The organism is Rhizobacter sp. (genome assembly GCF_035702065.1).
Lineage (GTDB): Bacteria > Pseudomonadota > Gammaproteobacteria > Burkholderiales > Burkholderiaceae_C > Rhizobacter.
The window spans coordinates 1-16,167 of the sequence record NZ_DASSRA010000100.1 but is presented as its reverse complement, the minus strand read 5'-3'; the positions used below and the strand labels follow the sequence as shown (position 1 = coordinate 16,167).

The 16,167-nt window shown below is 68.7% G+C and carries 16 protein-coding genes; 10 read left to right on the top strand and 6 right to left on the bottom strand.

Translation table 11 applies throughout. The features are described from left to right. Window positions 1-16: 16 nt before the first annotated feature. From argF to VFL64_RS04610, 5 genes are all read right to left on the bottom strand, one after another. Window positions 17-946: an ornithine carbamoyltransferase gene (gene argF / locus VFL64_RS04630; RefSeq protein WP_489539212.1), complete on the bottom strand. Its 930-nt coding sequence runs from the start codon at window positions 944-946 to the stop codon at window positions 17-19. Beyond that, the gene (locus VFL64_RS04625; RefSeq protein WP_489539211.1) at window positions 943-2,148 is read right to left on the bottom strand and encodes an aspartate aminotransferase family protein; all 1,206 of its coding nucleotides are present in this window, start codon (window positions 2,146-2,148) and stop codon (window positions 943-945) included. Before VFL64_RS04625 ends, argF begins: the two co-directional genes overlap by 4 nt. Window positions 2,149-2,257: 109 nt before the next feature. Continuing rightward, on the bottom strand, window positions 2,258-2,899 hold the full coding sequence (locus VFL64_RS04620) for a flavin reductase family protein (protein ID WP_489539210.1): 642 nt from the start codon (window positions 2,897-2,899) through the stop codon (window positions 2,258-2,260). Window positions 2,900-2,904: 5 nt separating this feature from the next. Continuing rightward, window positions 2,905-3,660 carry a GntR family transcriptional regulator gene (locus VFL64_RS04615; RefSeq protein WP_489539209.1) on the bottom strand — a complete coding sequence of 252 codons (756 nt, stop codon included), beginning with the start codon at window positions 3,658-3,660 and terminating at the stop codon, window positions 2,905-2,907. Between the two features lie 5 nt (window positions 3,661-3,665). Further along, window positions 3,666-4,568, bottom strand: a complete 903-nt coding sequence (locus tag VFL64_RS04610; RefSeq protein ID WP_489539208.1) for a polysaccharide deacetylase family protein — start codon at window positions 4,566-4,568, stop codon at window positions 3,666-3,668. Between the two features lie 185 nt (window positions 4,569-4,753). Between VFL64_RS04610 and VFL64_RS04605 the strand changes: the two genes are divergently transcribed. From VFL64_RS04605 to VFL64_RS04590, 4 genes are all read left to right on the top strand, one after another. Next, the gene (locus VFL64_RS04605; RefSeq protein WP_489539207.1) at window positions 4,754-5,938 is read left to right on the top strand and encodes an ABC transporter substrate-binding protein; all 1,185 of its coding nucleotides are present in this window, start codon (window positions 4,754-4,756) and stop codon (window positions 5,936-5,938) included. Window position 5,939: 1 nt separating this feature from the next. Then, window positions 5,940-6,818, top strand: a complete 879-nt coding sequence (locus tag VFL64_RS04600; protein ID WP_489539206.1) for a branched-chain amino acid ABC transporter permease — start codon at window positions 5,940-5,942, stop codon at window positions 6,816-6,818. Next, a complete protein-coding gene (locus tag VFL64_RS04595) occupies window positions 6,815-9,280 on the top strand; it encodes a branched-chain amino acid ABC transporter ATP-binding protein/permease (protein WP_489539205.1) in 2,466 nt (821 codons plus the stop codon). Before VFL64_RS04600 ends, VFL64_RS04595 begins: the two co-directional genes overlap by 4 nt. A 73-nt stretch (window positions 9,281-9,353) precedes the next feature. Next, a complete protein-coding gene (locus VFL64_RS04590; protein ID WP_489539204.1) occupies window positions 9,354-9,683 on the top strand; it encodes a DUF3579 domain-containing protein in 330 nt (109 codons plus the stop codon). Between the two features lie 67 nt (window positions 9,684-9,750). Here the strand turns inward: VFL64_RS04590 and rpsT are convergent, their stop codons facing one another. After that, complete coding sequence (rpsT, locus tag VFL64_RS04585; protein WP_489539203.1) at window positions 9,751-10,047, bottom strand: 30S ribosomal protein S20; 297 nt, start codon at window positions 10,045-10,047, stop codon at window positions 9,751-9,753. Between the two features lie 132 nt (window positions 10,048-10,179). On the opposite strand from rpsT, the gene murJ reads away from it, so the two are divergent. The 6 genes from murJ to folK form a co-directional block, all read left to right on the top strand. After that, complete coding sequence (gene murJ, locus VFL64_RS04580; protein ID WP_489539202.1) at window positions 10,180-11,736, top strand: murein biosynthesis integral membrane protein MurJ; 1,557 nt, start codon at window positions 10,180-10,182, stop codon at window positions 11,734-11,736. A 9-nt stretch (window positions 11,737-11,745) separates the two neighbouring features. Then, window positions 11,746-12,615: a SirB1 family protein gene (locus VFL64_RS04575; protein WP_489539201.1), complete on the top strand. Its 870-nt coding sequence runs from the start codon at window positions 11,746-11,748 to the stop codon at window positions 12,613-12,615. A gap of 117 nt (window positions 12,616-12,732) precedes the next feature. Next, entirely contained in the window at window positions 12,733-13,410 is a 678-nt protein-coding gene (gene hda, locus VFL64_RS04570) for a DnaA regulatory inactivator Hda (protein WP_489539200.1), read from the top strand. Window positions 13,411-13,567: 157 nt separating this feature from the next. Continuing rightward, entirely contained in the window at window positions 13,568-14,233 is a 666-nt protein-coding gene (locus VFL64_RS04565; protein ID WP_489539199.1) for a histidinol-phosphatase, read from the top strand. Then, window positions 14,233-15,774: a polynucleotide adenylyltransferase PcnB gene (gene pcnB / locus VFL64_RS04560; protein WP_489539198.1), complete on the top strand. Its 1,542-nt coding sequence runs from the start codon at window positions 14,233-14,235 to the stop codon at window positions 15,772-15,774. Before VFL64_RS04565 ends, pcnB begins: the two co-directional genes overlap by 1 nt. 13 nt (window positions 15,775-15,787) lie before the next feature. After that, on the top strand, window positions 15,788-16,167 hold a 380-nt coding region (gene folK / locus VFL64_RS04555), incomplete at its 3' end, for a 2-amino-4-hydroxy-6-hydroxymethyldihydropteridine diphosphokinase (RefSeq protein WP_489539197.1).

Sequence of the window (16,167 nt, the reverse complement as noted above, 5' to 3'; positions counted from 1 at the left end):
TTGCCCAACGTCACCATCAGCCGGCCTCCTCCACGAGGTCGACGAACAGGGCCCGGATCGCGTCCATGCGGTTGGCGGCCTGCGGCCACACCAACGACCGGGGGCCGTCGATCACCTCGGCCTCGACTTCTTCGCCGCGGTGCGCGGGCAGGCAGTGCATGAAGAGCGCATCGGCCTGCGCCGCGGCCATCATCTCGCGGTCGACACACCAGTCGGTGAAGGCCTTCACACGCGCGGCGTTCTCGGCTTCGAAGCCCATGCTGGTCCACACGTCGGTGGTGACGAGGTGGGCGCCGCGGCAGGCGGCGAGCGGGTTCTTGAAGGTCTTGAGGCAGCGGCTGTTGGACACACCGGCCACCTTGGCGTCGATCTCGTAGCCAGTGGGCGTGCTCACGTGCAGCGTGAAGCCCAGGATGTCGGCCGCCTGCAGCCAGGTGTTGGCCATGTTGTTGCCGTCGCCCACCCAGGCGACCACCTTGCCGGCGATGGCGCCGCGGTGTTCGATGAAGGTGAAGATGTCGGCCAGGATCTGGCAGGGGTGGTGCTCGTTGGTCAGGCCGTTGATCACCGGCACGCGCGAGTTGGCCGCGAAGGCCTCGATCTTGGACTGCTCGTAGGTGCGGATCATCACCAGGTCGACCATGCGGCTGATGACACGGGCGCTGTCTTCCACCGGCTCGGCGCGGCCGAACTGGCTGTCGCCGGTGGTGAGGTTCACGACCGAGCCGCCCATCTGGTACATGCCGGCCTCGAAGCTCACACGCGTGCGCGTGGAGGCCTTCTCGAAGATCATGGCCAGCGTGCGGTCGACCAGCGGCGTGTACTTCTCGTAGTTCTTGAAGCGCGTCTTGATGATGGCGGCGCGCTCGAACAGGTAGGCGTACTCCTCGGCACGCAGGTCCTTGAACTGCAGGTAGTGCTTGATGAGCTTGTTGCCGGGCGTCATGGTTTCGGCCCCAGGAACTTCTTGATCAGCGGCACGAGGATGGCCACGATCTGCCTGGCTTCGTCGGCGCTCAGGATGAGCGCGGGCACGAGGCGGATCACGCGCTCGGCGGTCACGCTGAGCATCAGGCCGGCTTCGGCCGCCTGGCCGAGCAGTTCGCCGCAGGGGCGGTCGAGCTCGATGCCGAGCATCAGACCCTGGCCGCGCACCTCGACCACGCCGGCCACGCCGCTCAGCTCGCGTTGCAGGCCGGCCTTGAGCGCGGCGCCCACGGTGGCGGCGTTCTCCAGCAGCTTGTCTTCTTCCATGATGCGGATGGTCTCGACCCCCGCGCGCATGGCCAGCGGGTTGCCGCCGAAGGTGGTGCCATGGTTGCCGGCGCCCAGCACGTGGGCCGCCTTGGGGCCGCAGACCACGGCGCCCACCGGCACGCCCGAGCCCAGGCCCTTGGCCAGCGGCATCACGTCGGGCCGGATACCGGCCCACTGGTGGGCGAACCACTTGCCGGTGCGGCCCATGCCGCACTGCACCTCGTCGAGCATCAACAGCCAGCCGCGCTCGTCGCAGATGCGGCGCACTTCGCGCAGGTACTCCACCTTGGCGGGGTTGATGCCGCCTTCGCCCTGGATCACCTCCAGGAACACGGCCACCACGTTGGGGTTGCTCTTGGCCACCGCCTCGATGGCGGGCACGTCGTTGAGCGGTACGCGCACGAAGCCTTCGACCAGCGGGCCGAAGCCGGCCTGCACCTTGGGGTTGCCGGTGGCCGACAGCGTGGCGATCGAGCGGCCGTGGAAGGCCTTCTCGTAGACCACGATCTCGGGGCGGTCGATGCCCTTGTCGTGGCCGTACTTGCGGGCGATCTTGAGCGCCGCTTCGTTGGCTTCGAGGCCGGTGCTGCAGAAGAAGGCGTTGGTCAGGCCGGAGAGCTCGGTCAGCTTGGCGGCCAGCTGCTCCTGCAGCGGCACCTGGTAGTAGTTGCTGCTGTGGATCAGCTTGGCGATCTGGTCCTGCAGGGCCGGCACGAGCCGGGGGTGGGCATGGCCCAGGGTGTTGACGGCGATGCCGGCCAGCCCGTCTAGGTACTTCTTGCCCTCGGTGTCCCACAGCCAGCAGCCTCGGCCGTATGCGAGCGCCATCGGCAGGCGGCCGTAGGTCTGCATCACATGCGGGTCGGGGATGACTTTCTCGGGGGCGTTCATGGCTGGCTCCAGGCAGAAATGACAAGGCCCGCAGGAGTGCGGGCCCTGGGGCGTTTGATTCTAAAGGGCACCCATGGAGGGGCGCGCGGGCCGGGCCGAGGGGCCGTCATCACATCTCGTCGATGGCCGTGCTGGTCGAGGCGGTGGGGGCCTCGCCGCTGCCTTCGAGCGAGAAGCGTTCCCTTGTGTTGACGTAGAAGCTCGCCCCGAAGCGGGCGACGGGGAAGTACTCCTGCAGCCGCACCCGCCAGCGCTCGGTGTCGATCAGCCCGTCGCGCGCATGCAGCCAGCGCACCTGGCCGATGAAGATCTGACGGCTGTCGGTTTCCAGCGTCTCCCACAGCGTGCACTCGAAGGCCACCGGCGCCTCGACGATGCGCGCCGGCTTGACCGCGTTGCAAGGCGCGCTGTGCAGGCCCACGTGGGCGAGTTCGCTCACGTCGGGCGGCAGACGCTCGCCGCAGCGGTGCATCTTCTCGGCCATGGCCTCGTCGCTGATGTGGACGACGAACTCCTTCGTGCGCACGATGTTGGCAGCGGTGTCCTTCAGCGCACCGTCCTTGAGCCGGTTGATGCTGATCATCACGATGGGTGGCTCCTCACCCAGCATGTTGAACATGCTGAAGGGCGCGGCGTTGACGACGCCGTTCTCGCTCAGCGTGGTGACGAGCGCGATCGGCCTCGGCACGATCAGGCTGGCCATCAGCTTGTAGCGCTGGTACTCGGTGAGGGTGGCGAAGTCGATGTCCATGGCTGTCAATCGAGCCCGAGCATGCGGGCCAGGCTCTTGATGGGCGGCGTGCGTTCCAGGCTGATGTGGCGCTCCAGGGTGCGCAGGTGGGCGTCCATCGCGTGCAGGGCGCGGCGGGTGTCGCCCTTCTCGATGTGGTCGACGATCTGTGCGTGCTCGTCGTGCTCGCAATGGGCGTTGCCCGGCGGTTCGTACAGCGCCACGATCAGCGAGCAGCGCGAGATCAGCTCGGCGAGGTAGCGCTCCAGGATGGGGTTGCGGGCCAGCGCGGCCACGCGCAGGTGGAAGCTGCTGGCCAGGCGCGCCCACGAGGGCTGGTCGAAGCGGTGCATGGCCTCGTGCTCGTCGGCCAGCTGGCGGCGCAGCGCGGCCAGGTCGGCCTTGGTGGCATTGCGCACGGCCAGCTCCAGCAGCGCGGCCTCGAGCGCGCGGCGCGCCTCGAAGATCTGGCGTGTCTCTTCCGGCGAGGGGGCGGCGATCACAGCGCCGCGGTTGGGCCGCAGCTCGACGATGTGGTCGTGGGCCAGGCGCTGCAGCACCTTGCGCACCACCGAGCGGCTCACCGCGAACAGCTCGCACAGCGCCGCCTCGGGCAGCTTGGTGCCGGGCGTGAGGCGCTGGGTCAGCACGCCTTCGAACACCGACTGGTAGATGCGCTGCTCGATGTCGCTGCCCGTGGCCGTGGTGGGCAGGGCCACGGCGACGGCCGCAGACGTGCTGCGTGAGGGTGTCTTGGTGGGGCGCCGGGTGGTGGTGGCCATGTCGTTCAGGGGAGTGGCGGGGTGAGCGCGTCCACCGCGTCGCAGATCGCGCCTGGCGTGGTGAACCAGATGTCGTCGCGGTGCGCGGCCAGGTGCTGCAGCGCGCGCCGCAGGTGGCGCAGCCGGTAGGGCTGGCCGACGAGGTAAGGATGCAGGGCCACGCCCATGACCAGCGGCTGGCGCTGCGACTGTTCGAGCATCTCGTCGAAGTTGTCGACGATCATCTGCGCGAAGTCCTTCGCGTCCATCTGCCGCGCCACGATCATCGGGATGTCGTTCAGCTCCTGCGGGTAGGGGATGGACCAGAGCGAGCCGCCGTCGCGCGTGCGCAGGCGTACCGGCTGGTCGTCGTGGCACCAGTTGAGCGTGTAGCGGTAGCCGGTTTCGGCCAGCAGGTCGTGGGTGACGTGGCTCTCGGAGATCCAGGGCGAGAGCCAGCCCTGCGGCGCGCGTCCGCTGTGCTGCGCGATGCGCTCACGGCAGTGCACGAGCAGCTCGCGCTCGTCGGCCTCGCGCATTTCGCCCTGGCGCTCGGCGTTGGTGTGGCCGTGGCCGATGAGCTCGTCGCCGCGCGCGGCGAAGGCCTCCACCAGCTCGGGGCAGTGGTCGTAGAGGGCGGTGTTGATCAGCACGCCGCTGGGCAGCGAGAGCCCGTCGAACAGCTCCAGGCAACGCCACGCGCCCACGCGGTTGCCGTACTCGCGCCACGCGTAGTTCAGCACGTCGGGGTGGGGCACGGCCGGTGCCAGGTTGGCGCCCAGGCCGGTGCCGAAGGCGAAGTGCTCGATGTTGATGCCCAGGTAGACGGCGAGGCGCTTGCCGCCGGGCCAGTGGTAGTCGGGCCGGCGCGTGATGGCCGAGTAGTCGAAGCGCCCGTGGTGGGGCAGGGGGCCGAAGCGCGGGGTCATGGTGGCTCAGGGTTGGTGCGCGGATGGGTTCATTTGGTGCGCAATCTGGAAATGGGATTGTCAACAAAACGGGATGTGCATTGAGCGCAAGAAGTGAGCCACGGTGCGCCCATGGGGTGTGGACGATCGTGGCACAGAGCTTGCGATCGGGCTGGCATTCGTCAACGCCGACCTGGAGACTTGCCATGCCTTCTTCGTTCCTTCTCTCGCGCCGCCGGCTGGTGGCCCTGGCCGCTGCGCTGGGCCTGAGTGGCACCGCCGGGGCCAACGAGCCGATCAAGATCGGCCTGGTGACGGCCTTGTCGGGCCAGTCGGCGCTGGCCGGCGAATCCATCACGCGCGGTCTCACCATCGCCATCGACGAGGTCAACGCCAAGGGCGGCCTGCTGGGCGGCCGCAAGCTGGAGCTGGTGCGCCGCGACGACGAAGGCAACCCCGCCAAGGGCGTGCTCGCTGCGCGCGAGCTGATCTTCAAGGAGAAGGTGGCGGTGCTGTTCGGCGGGCTGGACACGCCGGTCTCGATGGCCATCGTGCCCATCGCCAACCAGGAGAAGACGCCCTTCATGGGCCCCTGGGCCGCGGGCACGCCCATCACCAAGAACGGGGCCAATCCCAACTTCGCCTTCCGCGTCTCGGCGGTCGACGAGATCGTCGACATCGGCATGCTGGCCTACGCGCAGAAGACCTTCAAGGCGACCAAGCCGGGAATGATCCTCGTCAACAACCCCTGGGGCGAGTCGAACGAGAAGGGCCTCAACGCCGCGCTGGCCGCCAAGGGCATGAAGGCGGTGGGTGTGGAGAAGTTCGAGGCGAATGACGTGGACGTGGTGCCGCAGCTCACGCGCTTGAAAGAGGCCGGGGCCGACGTGCTCTTCATGGTGGGCAACGTGGGGCCCTCGGCTCAGCTGGTCAAGTCGCTCGACCGCATGGGCTGGAAGGTGCCCATCGTCTCGCACTGGGGCCCCGCGGGCGGGCGCTTCACCGAGCTGGCCGGCCCGAGCGGCAAGAACGTGCACTTCGTGCAGACCTACAGCTTCTTCGGCAAGCAGTCGCCGGTGGGCGAGAAGGTGATCGCGGCGCTCAAGGCCAAGTACCCGAGCATCAAGGGCCCGGACGACATCACGCCCGCGGTGGGCGTGGCCAATGCGTACGACGGACTGCAGCTCGCCGCGCTGGCCATCGCTGCCGCCGGCTCGACCGAGGGCGATGCGGTGCGCCAGGGCTTCTACAAGATCGGCCGCTACCAAGGGCTGATCAAGACCTACGACAAGCCCTTCACGCCAGCAGTGCACGACGCCGTGACCGCCGACGACTACGTGTGGGCGCAGTTCATCGACAACCGCATCCTGCCGGTGGGCCTGGCGAACTGACGTGCTCCTACTTTCCGCGCTGATCAGCGGCCTGGGGCTGGGCAGCATGTACGGGCTGATGGCCCTGGGCTTCCACGTGACGTATGCGGTGTCGGGCACCGTGAACTTCGCGCAGGGCAGTTCCATGATGCTCGGCGCGGTGCTCACCTACGCCTTTGCGCAGACGCTCGGCTGGCCGCTGGTGCCGGCCATCGCGCTGGCGCTCCTGCTCTGCAGTGCGTACGGGCTGGTGGTGGAGTTCTTCGCCGTGCGGCCCTTCGCCAGCCGCGGCTCCAATGCCTGGCTGATGTCGACCGTGGCCCTGGGCATCGTGCTCGACAACGTGGTGATGTTCACCTTCGGCAAGGAGCCGCGCAGCCTGCCGTCGCCACTGGCGCAGTCGCCCATCTCGCTGGGCGATGTGGGGCTGGGGGTGTATCCGTTGCAACTGGTGATCCCTGTCGTGGGGCTCGCGCTGGCCGCGGTGCTGCATGCTGTGGCGCGCCGCACGTGCTGGGGCGTGGCCATGCTGGCGGTGGTGCAGAACCGCGACGCGGCGCGGCTGATGGGCATCCCGATCAAGCGCGTGGTGGCAGGGGCCTTCGCGCTGTCCACGCTCTTCGCCGGCGTGGCCGGCGTGCTGATCGCGCCGCTCTTCAACGTGGAGGCCCACATGGGCACGCTGTTCGGCCTGAAGGCGTTTGCCGTGGCCATCCTCGGCGGCATCGGCAGTGCGTGGGGCGTGATGCTGGCCGGCCTGCTGTTCGGCGTGAGCGAGGCGCTGATCACCGCCACGCTCGGCTCGAGCTACACGCAGATCATCACCTTCGCGCTGGTGATCGTGGTGCTGGCTGCCAAACCCAACGGACTGTTCGGCCGCATGGACGTGAAGAAGGTATGACGCCCATTCGATGGGGCGTGGCCGCCGCGGCCCTGGTGGCAAGCCTGGTGCTGGCCTCGCAGCTCAACGGCTACTACGTGTTCGTGCTGGCCAATGTGGCGCTGCTGGCCATCGTGGGCGTGGGCATGAACGTGCTGCTCGGGCTGACGGGGCAGGTGTCGTTCGGGCACGTGGGCTTCTATGCCATCGGCGCGTACGCGGTGGCCATCCTCACGTCCAAGGCGGGCTTGAGCTTCTGGCTGGCGTGGCCGCTGGCGGTGCTGTTGTCGGGCGCGGCGGGCTGGCTCCTGGCCTTGCCGGCGCTGCGCGTGAAAGGGCCGTACCTGGCGATGGTGACCATCGCTTTCGGTTTCATCGTCGAGCACGGCGCGGTGGAGTGGCGTGGCCTCACAGGCGGGCAGAACGGGTTGATGGGCATCGCGCAGCCTGGGCTGTTCGGCGCCGTCACCGGCGAGCGGGCCGTGGCGATCCTGGCCCTGCTCGCCATGGCCGCTGCGTTGATCGGCTTTGCCTGGCTGTCGCGCGGCACCTGGGGCGCGGCCATGCGGGCGGTGAAAGACAGCGAGACGGCGGCCGAGTCCATCGGCATCCACCCGCTGCAGGTGAAGACGGTGGCCTTCGCGCTCTCGGCCGCACTGGCCGGGCTGGCGGGTGGTTTGTTCGCGCCGCTGTCGGGCTTTGTCACGCCCAGCAGCTTTGGCTTCATCCAGTCGATCCTGTTCGTGCTGGTGGTGGTGATCGGTGGCGGTGGCTCGGTGCTGGGGCCGCTGATCGGCGCGGTGATCGTGGGCGTGCTGCCTGAACTGCTGTCCAGCCTCGAGGAGTACCGGCTGCTGTTCTTCGGTGGCCTGTTGCTGGTGGTGTTGTGGGTGGCGCCGGATGGCATGGTCGGCATGCTGTCGCGTTGGAAGCGGCGCATTGGCGCTGATGCAACGCCGTCCGCAGCGCAGACGCTGCTGACGGGTGCGCCGCGTGAGCGGCGGGGGGTGCGGGCGGAGGGGCTGACACGCGTCTTTGGGGGGGTGCGTGCCGTCAGCGAGCTGAGCCTGGAGGCCCCACCTGCAGCCATCACGAGCCTGATCGGACCCAATGGTGCGGGCAAGACGACGGCGCTCAACATGCTGAGCGGGTTCTACGCGCCCTCGGCAGGCGGCTTCAAGCTGGGTGAGGCTGCACTGCAGGGGCTCGCTGCCTACCGCGTGGCCCGCAGCGGTGTGGCGCGCACGTACCAGACCTCGCAGCTCTTCGCGACGCTCAGCGTCGAAGACAACGTTGCGCTGGCGGTGTGCCGCGGCCGCCTCGGGCCGCTGCTCGGTGCGGGCGCGTTCCGGCGCGCGGAGGTGCGTCAACGCAGCCGCGCGCTGCTGGCTGCGTGCGGCTACACCGGCGCTTTGGATGGCCCCGCCGGTGACCTGCCGCATGTGGACCGCCGCATGGTCGAGATCGCGCGGGCCTTGGCCACCGACCCCGACATGCTGCTGCTCGACGAGCCGGCGGCGGGCCTGTCGAGCGAGGACACGGCACGTCTCGGTGCGCTGCTGCGGCGCATCGCGCAAGCGGGCATCGGTGTGCTGCTGGTCGAGCACGACATGGGGCTGGTGATGGAGATCTCCGACCGGATCGTGGTGCTCGACGCCGGCCAGCGGCTGGCGCAGGGCACGCCGGCCCAGGTGCAAGCCGATCCTGCCGTGCGCAAGGCGTATCTGGGAGAGGGCGGCTTGCAGGTGCGGCGCGAACGCGCGGTGGGCGAGCCGTCTCCCGAGGTGTTGCACGTCGGTGCCCTGGTGGCCGGCCACGGTGCAGCGCCGGTGCTGCGCGGCATCGACCTGCAGGTGCGCCGCGGCGAGATGGTGGCGCTGCTCGGAGCCAACGGCGCCGGCAAGTCGACGCTGATGCGCGCACTGGCCGGCCTGCACCGGCCGCTGCAAGGCGGCATCACGCTGGCCGGTGAAGACCTGGTGCCGCTGGGCGCCGAACAGATCGTCGCCCGCGGCCTGGTGCTGGTGCCCGAGGGCCGGCAGGTGTTCGCTGAGTTGAGCGTGCTCGACAACATCCGCCTGGGCGCCTTTCTGCAGCCGGAGGGGCGCGAAGAGCGGGTCGAGGAGATGCTGCAGCGCTTTCCGCGCCTGCGCGAGCGGCTGCATCAGCGCGCGGGGCTGCTGTCCGGTGGCGAGCAGCAGATGCTGGCCGTGGCGCGCGGCCTGATGGCGCGGCCGAAGGTGCTGCTGCTCGACGAGCCCTCGCTGGGCTTGGCGCCCAAGGTCATCGAGGAGCTGTTCCTTGCGCTCGACCGCCTGCGCGGCGAGGCCATGACCATCGTGCTGGTCGACCAGATGGCGGCGCTCGCGCTTTCGTTGGCCGACCGCGCCTGCGTGATCGAAGGCGGGCTGGTGATCGCCCAGGGCACGGCGCAGGAAATGGCGGCCGACCCGGCGCTCCAAAAGGCCTATCTCGGCGGGTAGTTCACGTTCATGTGTGCTGCGCTGCAGCACTTACGCGGCACAATGGCGGCCGCACCCGCGCGCGTCCCCCCGAATGAGCAGCCATCCCCCTCGCGAAGTCTTCATCCAGGGCATCACCCTGGACGGCAAGACCTTCCGGCCCAGCGACTGGGCCGAGCGGCTGGCGGGGGCCATGTCCTGCTTCCGGCCCGAGGGCTCGGCGGGCGGGCGGGGCGCCTTCATCGGCTACTCGCCCTACTGTGTGCCACGCACCATCAACGGCGTGAAATACGTGATCGTCAACGAGGCGCTGCGCGGCATCGAGCCCATGGCCTGGGACTTCGTCATGAACTTTGCGCGCGACAACAAGCTGCAGGTCAGCGACGCCTGCCTGCTGCCCGACCAGATCCCCAAGGACCGCTGAGCGGGGACGCCAGACGTGAAAAAGCCCGCTTGCGCGGGCTTTTGTTTCTTCGCTATCCGGGAGGCAATCAGGCGGCGGCGAGCGCCTTGACCTTGGCCGACAGGCGGCTCTTGTGGCGAGCAGCCTTGTTCTTGTGGAAGAGGCCCTTGTCGGCCACGGAATCGATCACGCTCTGGGCGGACTTGAACAGCTCGGTGGCTTTGGCCTTGTCGCCAGCGACAACAGCCTTCTGAACATTCTTGATGACGGTGCGGAACTTGGAACGCAGCGCGGTGTTGGCAGCGTTGAGTTTGACGTCTTGACGAACGCGCTTGCGACCGGAGGCAATGCGAACCGTCTTTTTGGCTTTGGAAGAAGTGGCCATGTTTGAGCTGCCTTTTTGTAGGGCGCCAGATTAAGCGAAGTCCGCGAGTATAGCAGGGGAACACCCAGGCTCGCAAATCGGCAGGCAAGACGTGAGCGGGCGCTACCTCGGGCAGGCATAATCCCGCCGCTCATGAATCTGCTGCGCGCCGCCTCGATCGTCTCCCTGCTCACCCTGGCGTCGCGCATCACCGGCCTGGTGCGGGAGCTGATCGTCGCGGCCCTGTTCGGCGCCGGTGCCTGGACAGACGCCTTCCAGGCTGCCTTCCGCATCCCCAACATGCTGCGCCGGCTGTTTGCCGAGGGCGCCTTCTCGCAGGCCTTCGTGCCGCTGCTGGGCCACACCCGGGCGCGCGACGGCGACGAGGCCACGCACCAGCTGGTGAGCGCGGTCGCCACGATCCTCTTCTGGGCTTTGCTCGTCACCTGTGCCATCGGGATCGTGGCCGCGCCGGTGATCGTGTGGCTGATGGCGTCGGGGCTGAAGGAGTTCGATGGCGCCGTGCTGATGACGCGCTGGATGTTCCCGTACATCGGCTTCATCTCGCTGGTGGCCCTGTCGGCCGGCATCCTCAACACCTGGAAGCACTTCGCGGTGCCGGCGGCGTCGCCGGTGCTGCTCAATCTGTCGATGATCGGTGCAGCCTGGTGGCTGTCGCCCTGGTTCAAGCGCTGGGGCATCGAACCCATCTTTGCTTTGGCGGCCGGCGTCATGTTGGGCGGCGTGCTGCAACTGCTGGTGCAACTGCCCGCGCTCAAGCGCATCGGCCTCGTGCCTCGCATCGGCCTGAGCTGGCCCAAGCTGAAGGCCGCCTGGCACCACCCGGGCGTTCATCTGGTTCTCAGGCAGATGGCGCCGGCGCTGCTGGGCGTGTCGGTGGCCCAGCTCTCGCTCATCATCAACACCCAGATCGCCTCGCACATCGGCGTGGGCGCGGTCTCCTGGCTGACCTATGCCGACCGCCTGATGGAGTTCCCGACCGGCCTGCTCGGCGTGGCACTGGGGGTGGTGCTGATCCCCCAGCTGTCTGCTGCCCAAGGCAAGGGTGCCAGCGGCGACTACTCGGCCATGCTCGACTGGGGCTTGCGCCTGGTGCTGATGCTGGCGCTGCCTTGTGCGGTGGCTTTGCTCGTGTTTGCGCAGCCTCTTGTGGCGGTGCTGTACCAGCGCGGCGCCTTCACGGCCGCCGACGTGCTGCAGACCCAGCGCGCGCTGATGGCCTACGGTGTCGGCCTGCTGGGACTGATCGCCATCAAGGTGCTGGCGCCGGGCTTTTACGCCCGCCAGGACATCGGCACGCCGGTGAAGATCGCCGTGTCGGTGCTGGTGATCACGCAGCTGCTCAACCTGGTGCTGGTGCCGCGCATGGGCCACGCCGGGCTGGCCCTGTCGATCAGCCTGGGCGCGATGATCAACGCCACCTGGCTCTTCTTCGGCCTGCGCCGCAAGGGCGCCTTCCAGCCGGCGGCGGGGTGGGGGGCCTTCGCGCTGCGCATCGTGCTGGCCAGTGCCGTGCTGGGCGGGGGGCTGTGGTGGGCCGCGCAGGCCATCCCGTGGGTCGGCATGCACGCGCACGACGGCCGCCGCGTGGCGCTGATGGCCGCCTGCCTGGCGGTGGCGGTGGTGGTCTACTTCGGCACCCTGCTCGCGACCGGCTTGAACTTCCGCCAGTTCATGCGACGCGGATAATCCTTCGCCATGCCCGGCCGCCTGCAGTTTCAAGCCCCCACGCCACTCGAGTACTTCGCCACGCTGGTGGCCGACGACGCCAGCCTGTCCCTGATCGAAGCGGCTGTGGCGATCGCGCAAGACGAGAACCCGGCGCTCGATACGCAGGCCGTGCTGTCCCAGATCGACGCCCTGGCGGCGCGGCTCAGGAAACGGGTGCCCGCCGATGCCGGCCCGCGGCAGCGCCTGCGCCTGTTGAACCAGTTCTTCTTCCATGAGCTGGGCTTCTCGGGCAACGTCAACAACTACTACGACCCCGGCAACAGCCTGCTCAGCACCGTGCTGGAAACGCGGCGCGGCATTCCCATCACGCTGGCGGTGCTCTACATCGAGCTGGCCACGCAGATCGGCCTCACGGCGCGTGGTGTGTCTTTCCCGGGGCACTTTCTGGTCAAGCTGAAGCTGTCCGAAGGCGAAGTGGTGATCGACCCCTTCACCGGCCAGTCGCTCTCGCGCGAGCAACTGGATGAGCTGCTGGTGCCCTACCGGCGCAGCCAGGGTCTGACGGGCGACTTCGACGTGCCGCTCGGGCTCTTCCTGCAGGCCGCCCCGGCGCGCGACGTGCTGGCGCGCATGCTGCGCAACCTGAAGGAGATCCACCGTGCGGCCTCCGACTGGCCGCGCCTGCTGGCGGTGCTGAACCGGCTCGTCGTCCTGCTGCCCCAGGCCTGGGAAGAACGGCGCGACCGCGGGTTGGTTCAGGCCGAACTCGGGTCGCTGGACGCCGCCTCGCACGACTTGGCCGACTACCTGGCGCATGCACCCGAAGCGGCCGACCGGCAGGCCATCGGCGAGCGCCTGCTGGCCCTGCGCGAGCCCGGCACAGGGCCTCTGCATTGACCTGTATGCATGGCCAGCACCATCCCCGCTGCCCTTAGAATTCGCCCTTTCTGCGAACCCCCATCGGCGGCTCGCCTCTAGACAGAACCCCATGGCTTTCACCACTGCGTCCCAGGGATGAAGCAGATTCCCCTGGCCATCGGCAGCGACCCGCTGCGTTCCTTCGAGACCTTCGTCGCTGGCGCCAACCTGCCCGCGGTGGCGCACCTGCGTGCCCTGGCGCATCAGTCGGCGCCGGTCTACCTGTGGGGGCCTTCGGGCGTAGGCAAGACGCACCTGCTGCACGCCCTGGCCAGCCAGGTGCAGCAGCAAGGTGGCCGAGCCAGTTGGTTCAGTGCGTCGATCCCCACGCCCTGGCCCTTCGAGGAGCGCAACACGCTCATCGTGCTCGATGACTGCGACTGCTTCGACGCTGCCCAGCAACAGGCCGCGTTCGCCCTGTTCGTCGAAGCCACGACCCACGGGGTGCCGATCGCCGCTGCCGGCAGCCTGCCGCCAGTGGACCTGCCCTTGCGCGACGACCTGCGCACCCGCCTCGGCTGGGGCCACGTGTTCGCCCTGCAGCCGCTCACCGAGCCCGAAGCCCGCGCCGCGCTGCGCCGCGAGGCCGACCGCCGCGGGCTCTTTCTCTCGGACGACGTGATGGACTACCTGCTCACCCGCTTTGCCCGCGACCTCAAGCACCTGATGGCCATCCTCGACCGGCTCGATGAATTCGCCCTCGTGCACAAGCGCGCCATCACCGTGCCCCTGCTCAAGCAGATGCTGGCCGAGGAGCAGGGGGATGCGACATGACACGGGCCGAGCGCCGGGCCGCTCCCAAGCCGGCCCGCGCGAGCCGCGAGACGCGGCTCGCACTCCGGCCGTCCATGCCCGCGCAGGCGGGCATGGAGCCGCGGCCTACGTTCCCCTTGGGGGATCGTGAGCGGTACTCCGCGAGCGAGGGGCTGTCATGAACCTCTGCTTGTTTGACCTCGACGATACGTTGCTGCCGCTCGATTCCGACCACGCCTGGGGCGAGTTCGTGGTGCGCCAGGGCTGGGTCGACGCAGCCGAGTTCGCGCGCAGCAACGACGCCTTCTACGCCCAGTACAAGGCCGGCACGCTCGACATCCACGCCTACATCGAGTTCGCGACCCGGCCCTGGCGCGACCGGCCGGCGAGCGAGATGGACGCCGCCCACCAGCGCTTCATGGCCGAGGTGATCCTGCCCCTGCACCCGGCCGCCGCGCAGCTCGTGCGCCACCACCAGGCGCAGGGCGACCTGGTGGCCATCGTCACGGCCACCAACGAGTTCGTCACCGCGCCCATCGGCCGCGCCTTCGGCGTGGAGCACCTGCTGGCGGTCGAGCTGGAACGGGGCCCGGCGGGTAATATCACGGGCCGGATCGATGGAACCCCGTCGTTTCGAGAAGGCAAGACGGTGCGCACCCAGCAGTGGCTCGCTGGCCTGGGCCACCGGCTGCAGGACTTCGAGCGCATCAGCGTCTACAGCGATTCGGCAAACGATCTGCCCTTGCTCGAGCTGGCAACCGACCCCGTGGCAACCAACCCTTCCGCACCGCTCGAAGCCATTGCCCGCGAGCGGGGCTGGCGCATTCTTCGGCTCTTTTCCTGATGATCAAAAAGTTCATAGACAAGCTGCTGGGCAAGACCAGCTCCGCCAAGCCCGCCACGCCTGCGGGCAAGCGGGTCGAGGTGCCGGTGTCCGAGCACCAGATCGACCTCGGCCTGGTCGACGAGAACGCGATCCGCGTGGTCAAGACCCTGGCCGACGCCGGCTACGAGGCCTACATCGTCGGCGGCGCGGTGCGTGACCTGCTGGTCGGCCTGCGCCCCAAGGACTTCGACGTGGCCACCAACGCCACGCCAGAGCAGGTGAAAGGCCTGTTCCGCCGCGCCTTCATCATCGGGCGGCGCTTTCGCATCGTTCACGTGGTGTTTGGCCGCGGCCGCGAGCACGAGGTGATCGAGGTCTCGACCTTCCGCGCGCTGGTGGACGCAGCGGCCGCTGAGCAGGTGGCGGGCAACGAGAAGACGTCCAAGGCCGAGCTGGCCAACAAGCACCACGCGGTGGATGCCGCCGGCCGCGTGCTGCGCGACAACGTCTGGGGCCCGCAGATCGACGATGCCGCCCGGCGCGACTTCACCGTCAACGCCATGTACTACGACCCGCAGAAGCAGATCGTGGTCGACTACCACGGTGGCATCAAGGACGCCAAGAAGAAGGTGCTGCGCATGATCGGCGACCCGGCCACGCGCTACCGCGAAGACCCGGTGCGCATCATCCGGGTGATCCGCTTCGCGGCCAAGCTGGGCTTCAGCATCGACCCCAAGACGCGGGCGCCCATCCAGGAGATGGCCTCGTTGCTCGAAAGCGTGCCCGCTTCGCGCACCTTCGACGAGATGATCAAGCTGCTGCAGACGGGCCATGCGCTGTCCAGCATCAAGGAGCTGCAGAAGCAGGGCCTTGTCGGTGCGCGCACCGGCGTGTTCCCCATCCTCGACGTGGTGCTGGCCGACGCCAACAAGCACCCCGAGCGTGCCAAGTTCGTGGAGCTCGCGCTGGCCGACACCGACCGCCGCGTCAACGAAGGCAAGCCGGTGGCACCGAGCTTCATGCTGGCCTGCATGCTGTGGCACGACGTGCTCGACGGCTGGAGCAAGCTCAAGAAGCGCGGCGAGGCGCCGTTCCCGGCGCTGCAGCAGGCGGTGGATTCGGTCTTCGATGCGCGCATTGGCGATATCTCTGGCCGCGGCAAGCTGGGCGCTGACATGCGCGAGATCTGGCTCATGCAGACGCGCTTCGAGCGCCGCACCGGGCAGGGGCCGCTGACGTTGGTGGAGCAGCCGCGCTTCCGCGCCGGCTTCGACTTCCTGCGCCTGCGCGCCGATGCCGGCGAGATCGAGCCCGAGCTGGCCCAGTGGTGGGAAAGATTCTCCATGGCCGATGCCGACGAGCGCGCCGCCATGATCTCGCAGGCCCGTTCGCACGACGCGCCGCGCCGGCGTGCCCCCGCGCACGCGCCGGCCGCCACGCCTGCAGCAGAGCCTGACGAGGCTGCAGAAGCCACCGATGCACCGAGAAAGCGCCGCCGCCGTCGCCGCAAGCCCGGTGGAGGCGCGGACGCGGGCGCGTCATCGAGCGGCGAGCAATGACGCAGAGCCTGCAGTGAGCGCGGAACCGGTGCTGGCCTACGTCGGGCTGGGCGCCAACCTGGGCGACGCCTCGGCAGCGCTGAAGACCGCGCTGCAGTCGCTGAGTGAACTGCCCGACACCCGATTGCAGCGCAGCTCCAGCGTCTACCGCACGGCACCCGTCGACGCGCAAGGGCCCGACTACCTCAACGCCGTGGCCGTGCTGCAGACGCGCCTCGCTCCCGGAGATCTGCTGCGTGAGTTGCAGCGCATCGAAACGGCACAAGGCCGCGAGCGCCCCTACCGCAATGCCCCGCGCACACTCGATCTCGACTTGCTGCTGTATGGTGCTGCGTCCATGGCCTCACCGGTGCTGACCGTGCCCCATCCGCGCATGCATGAGCGGGCCTTCGT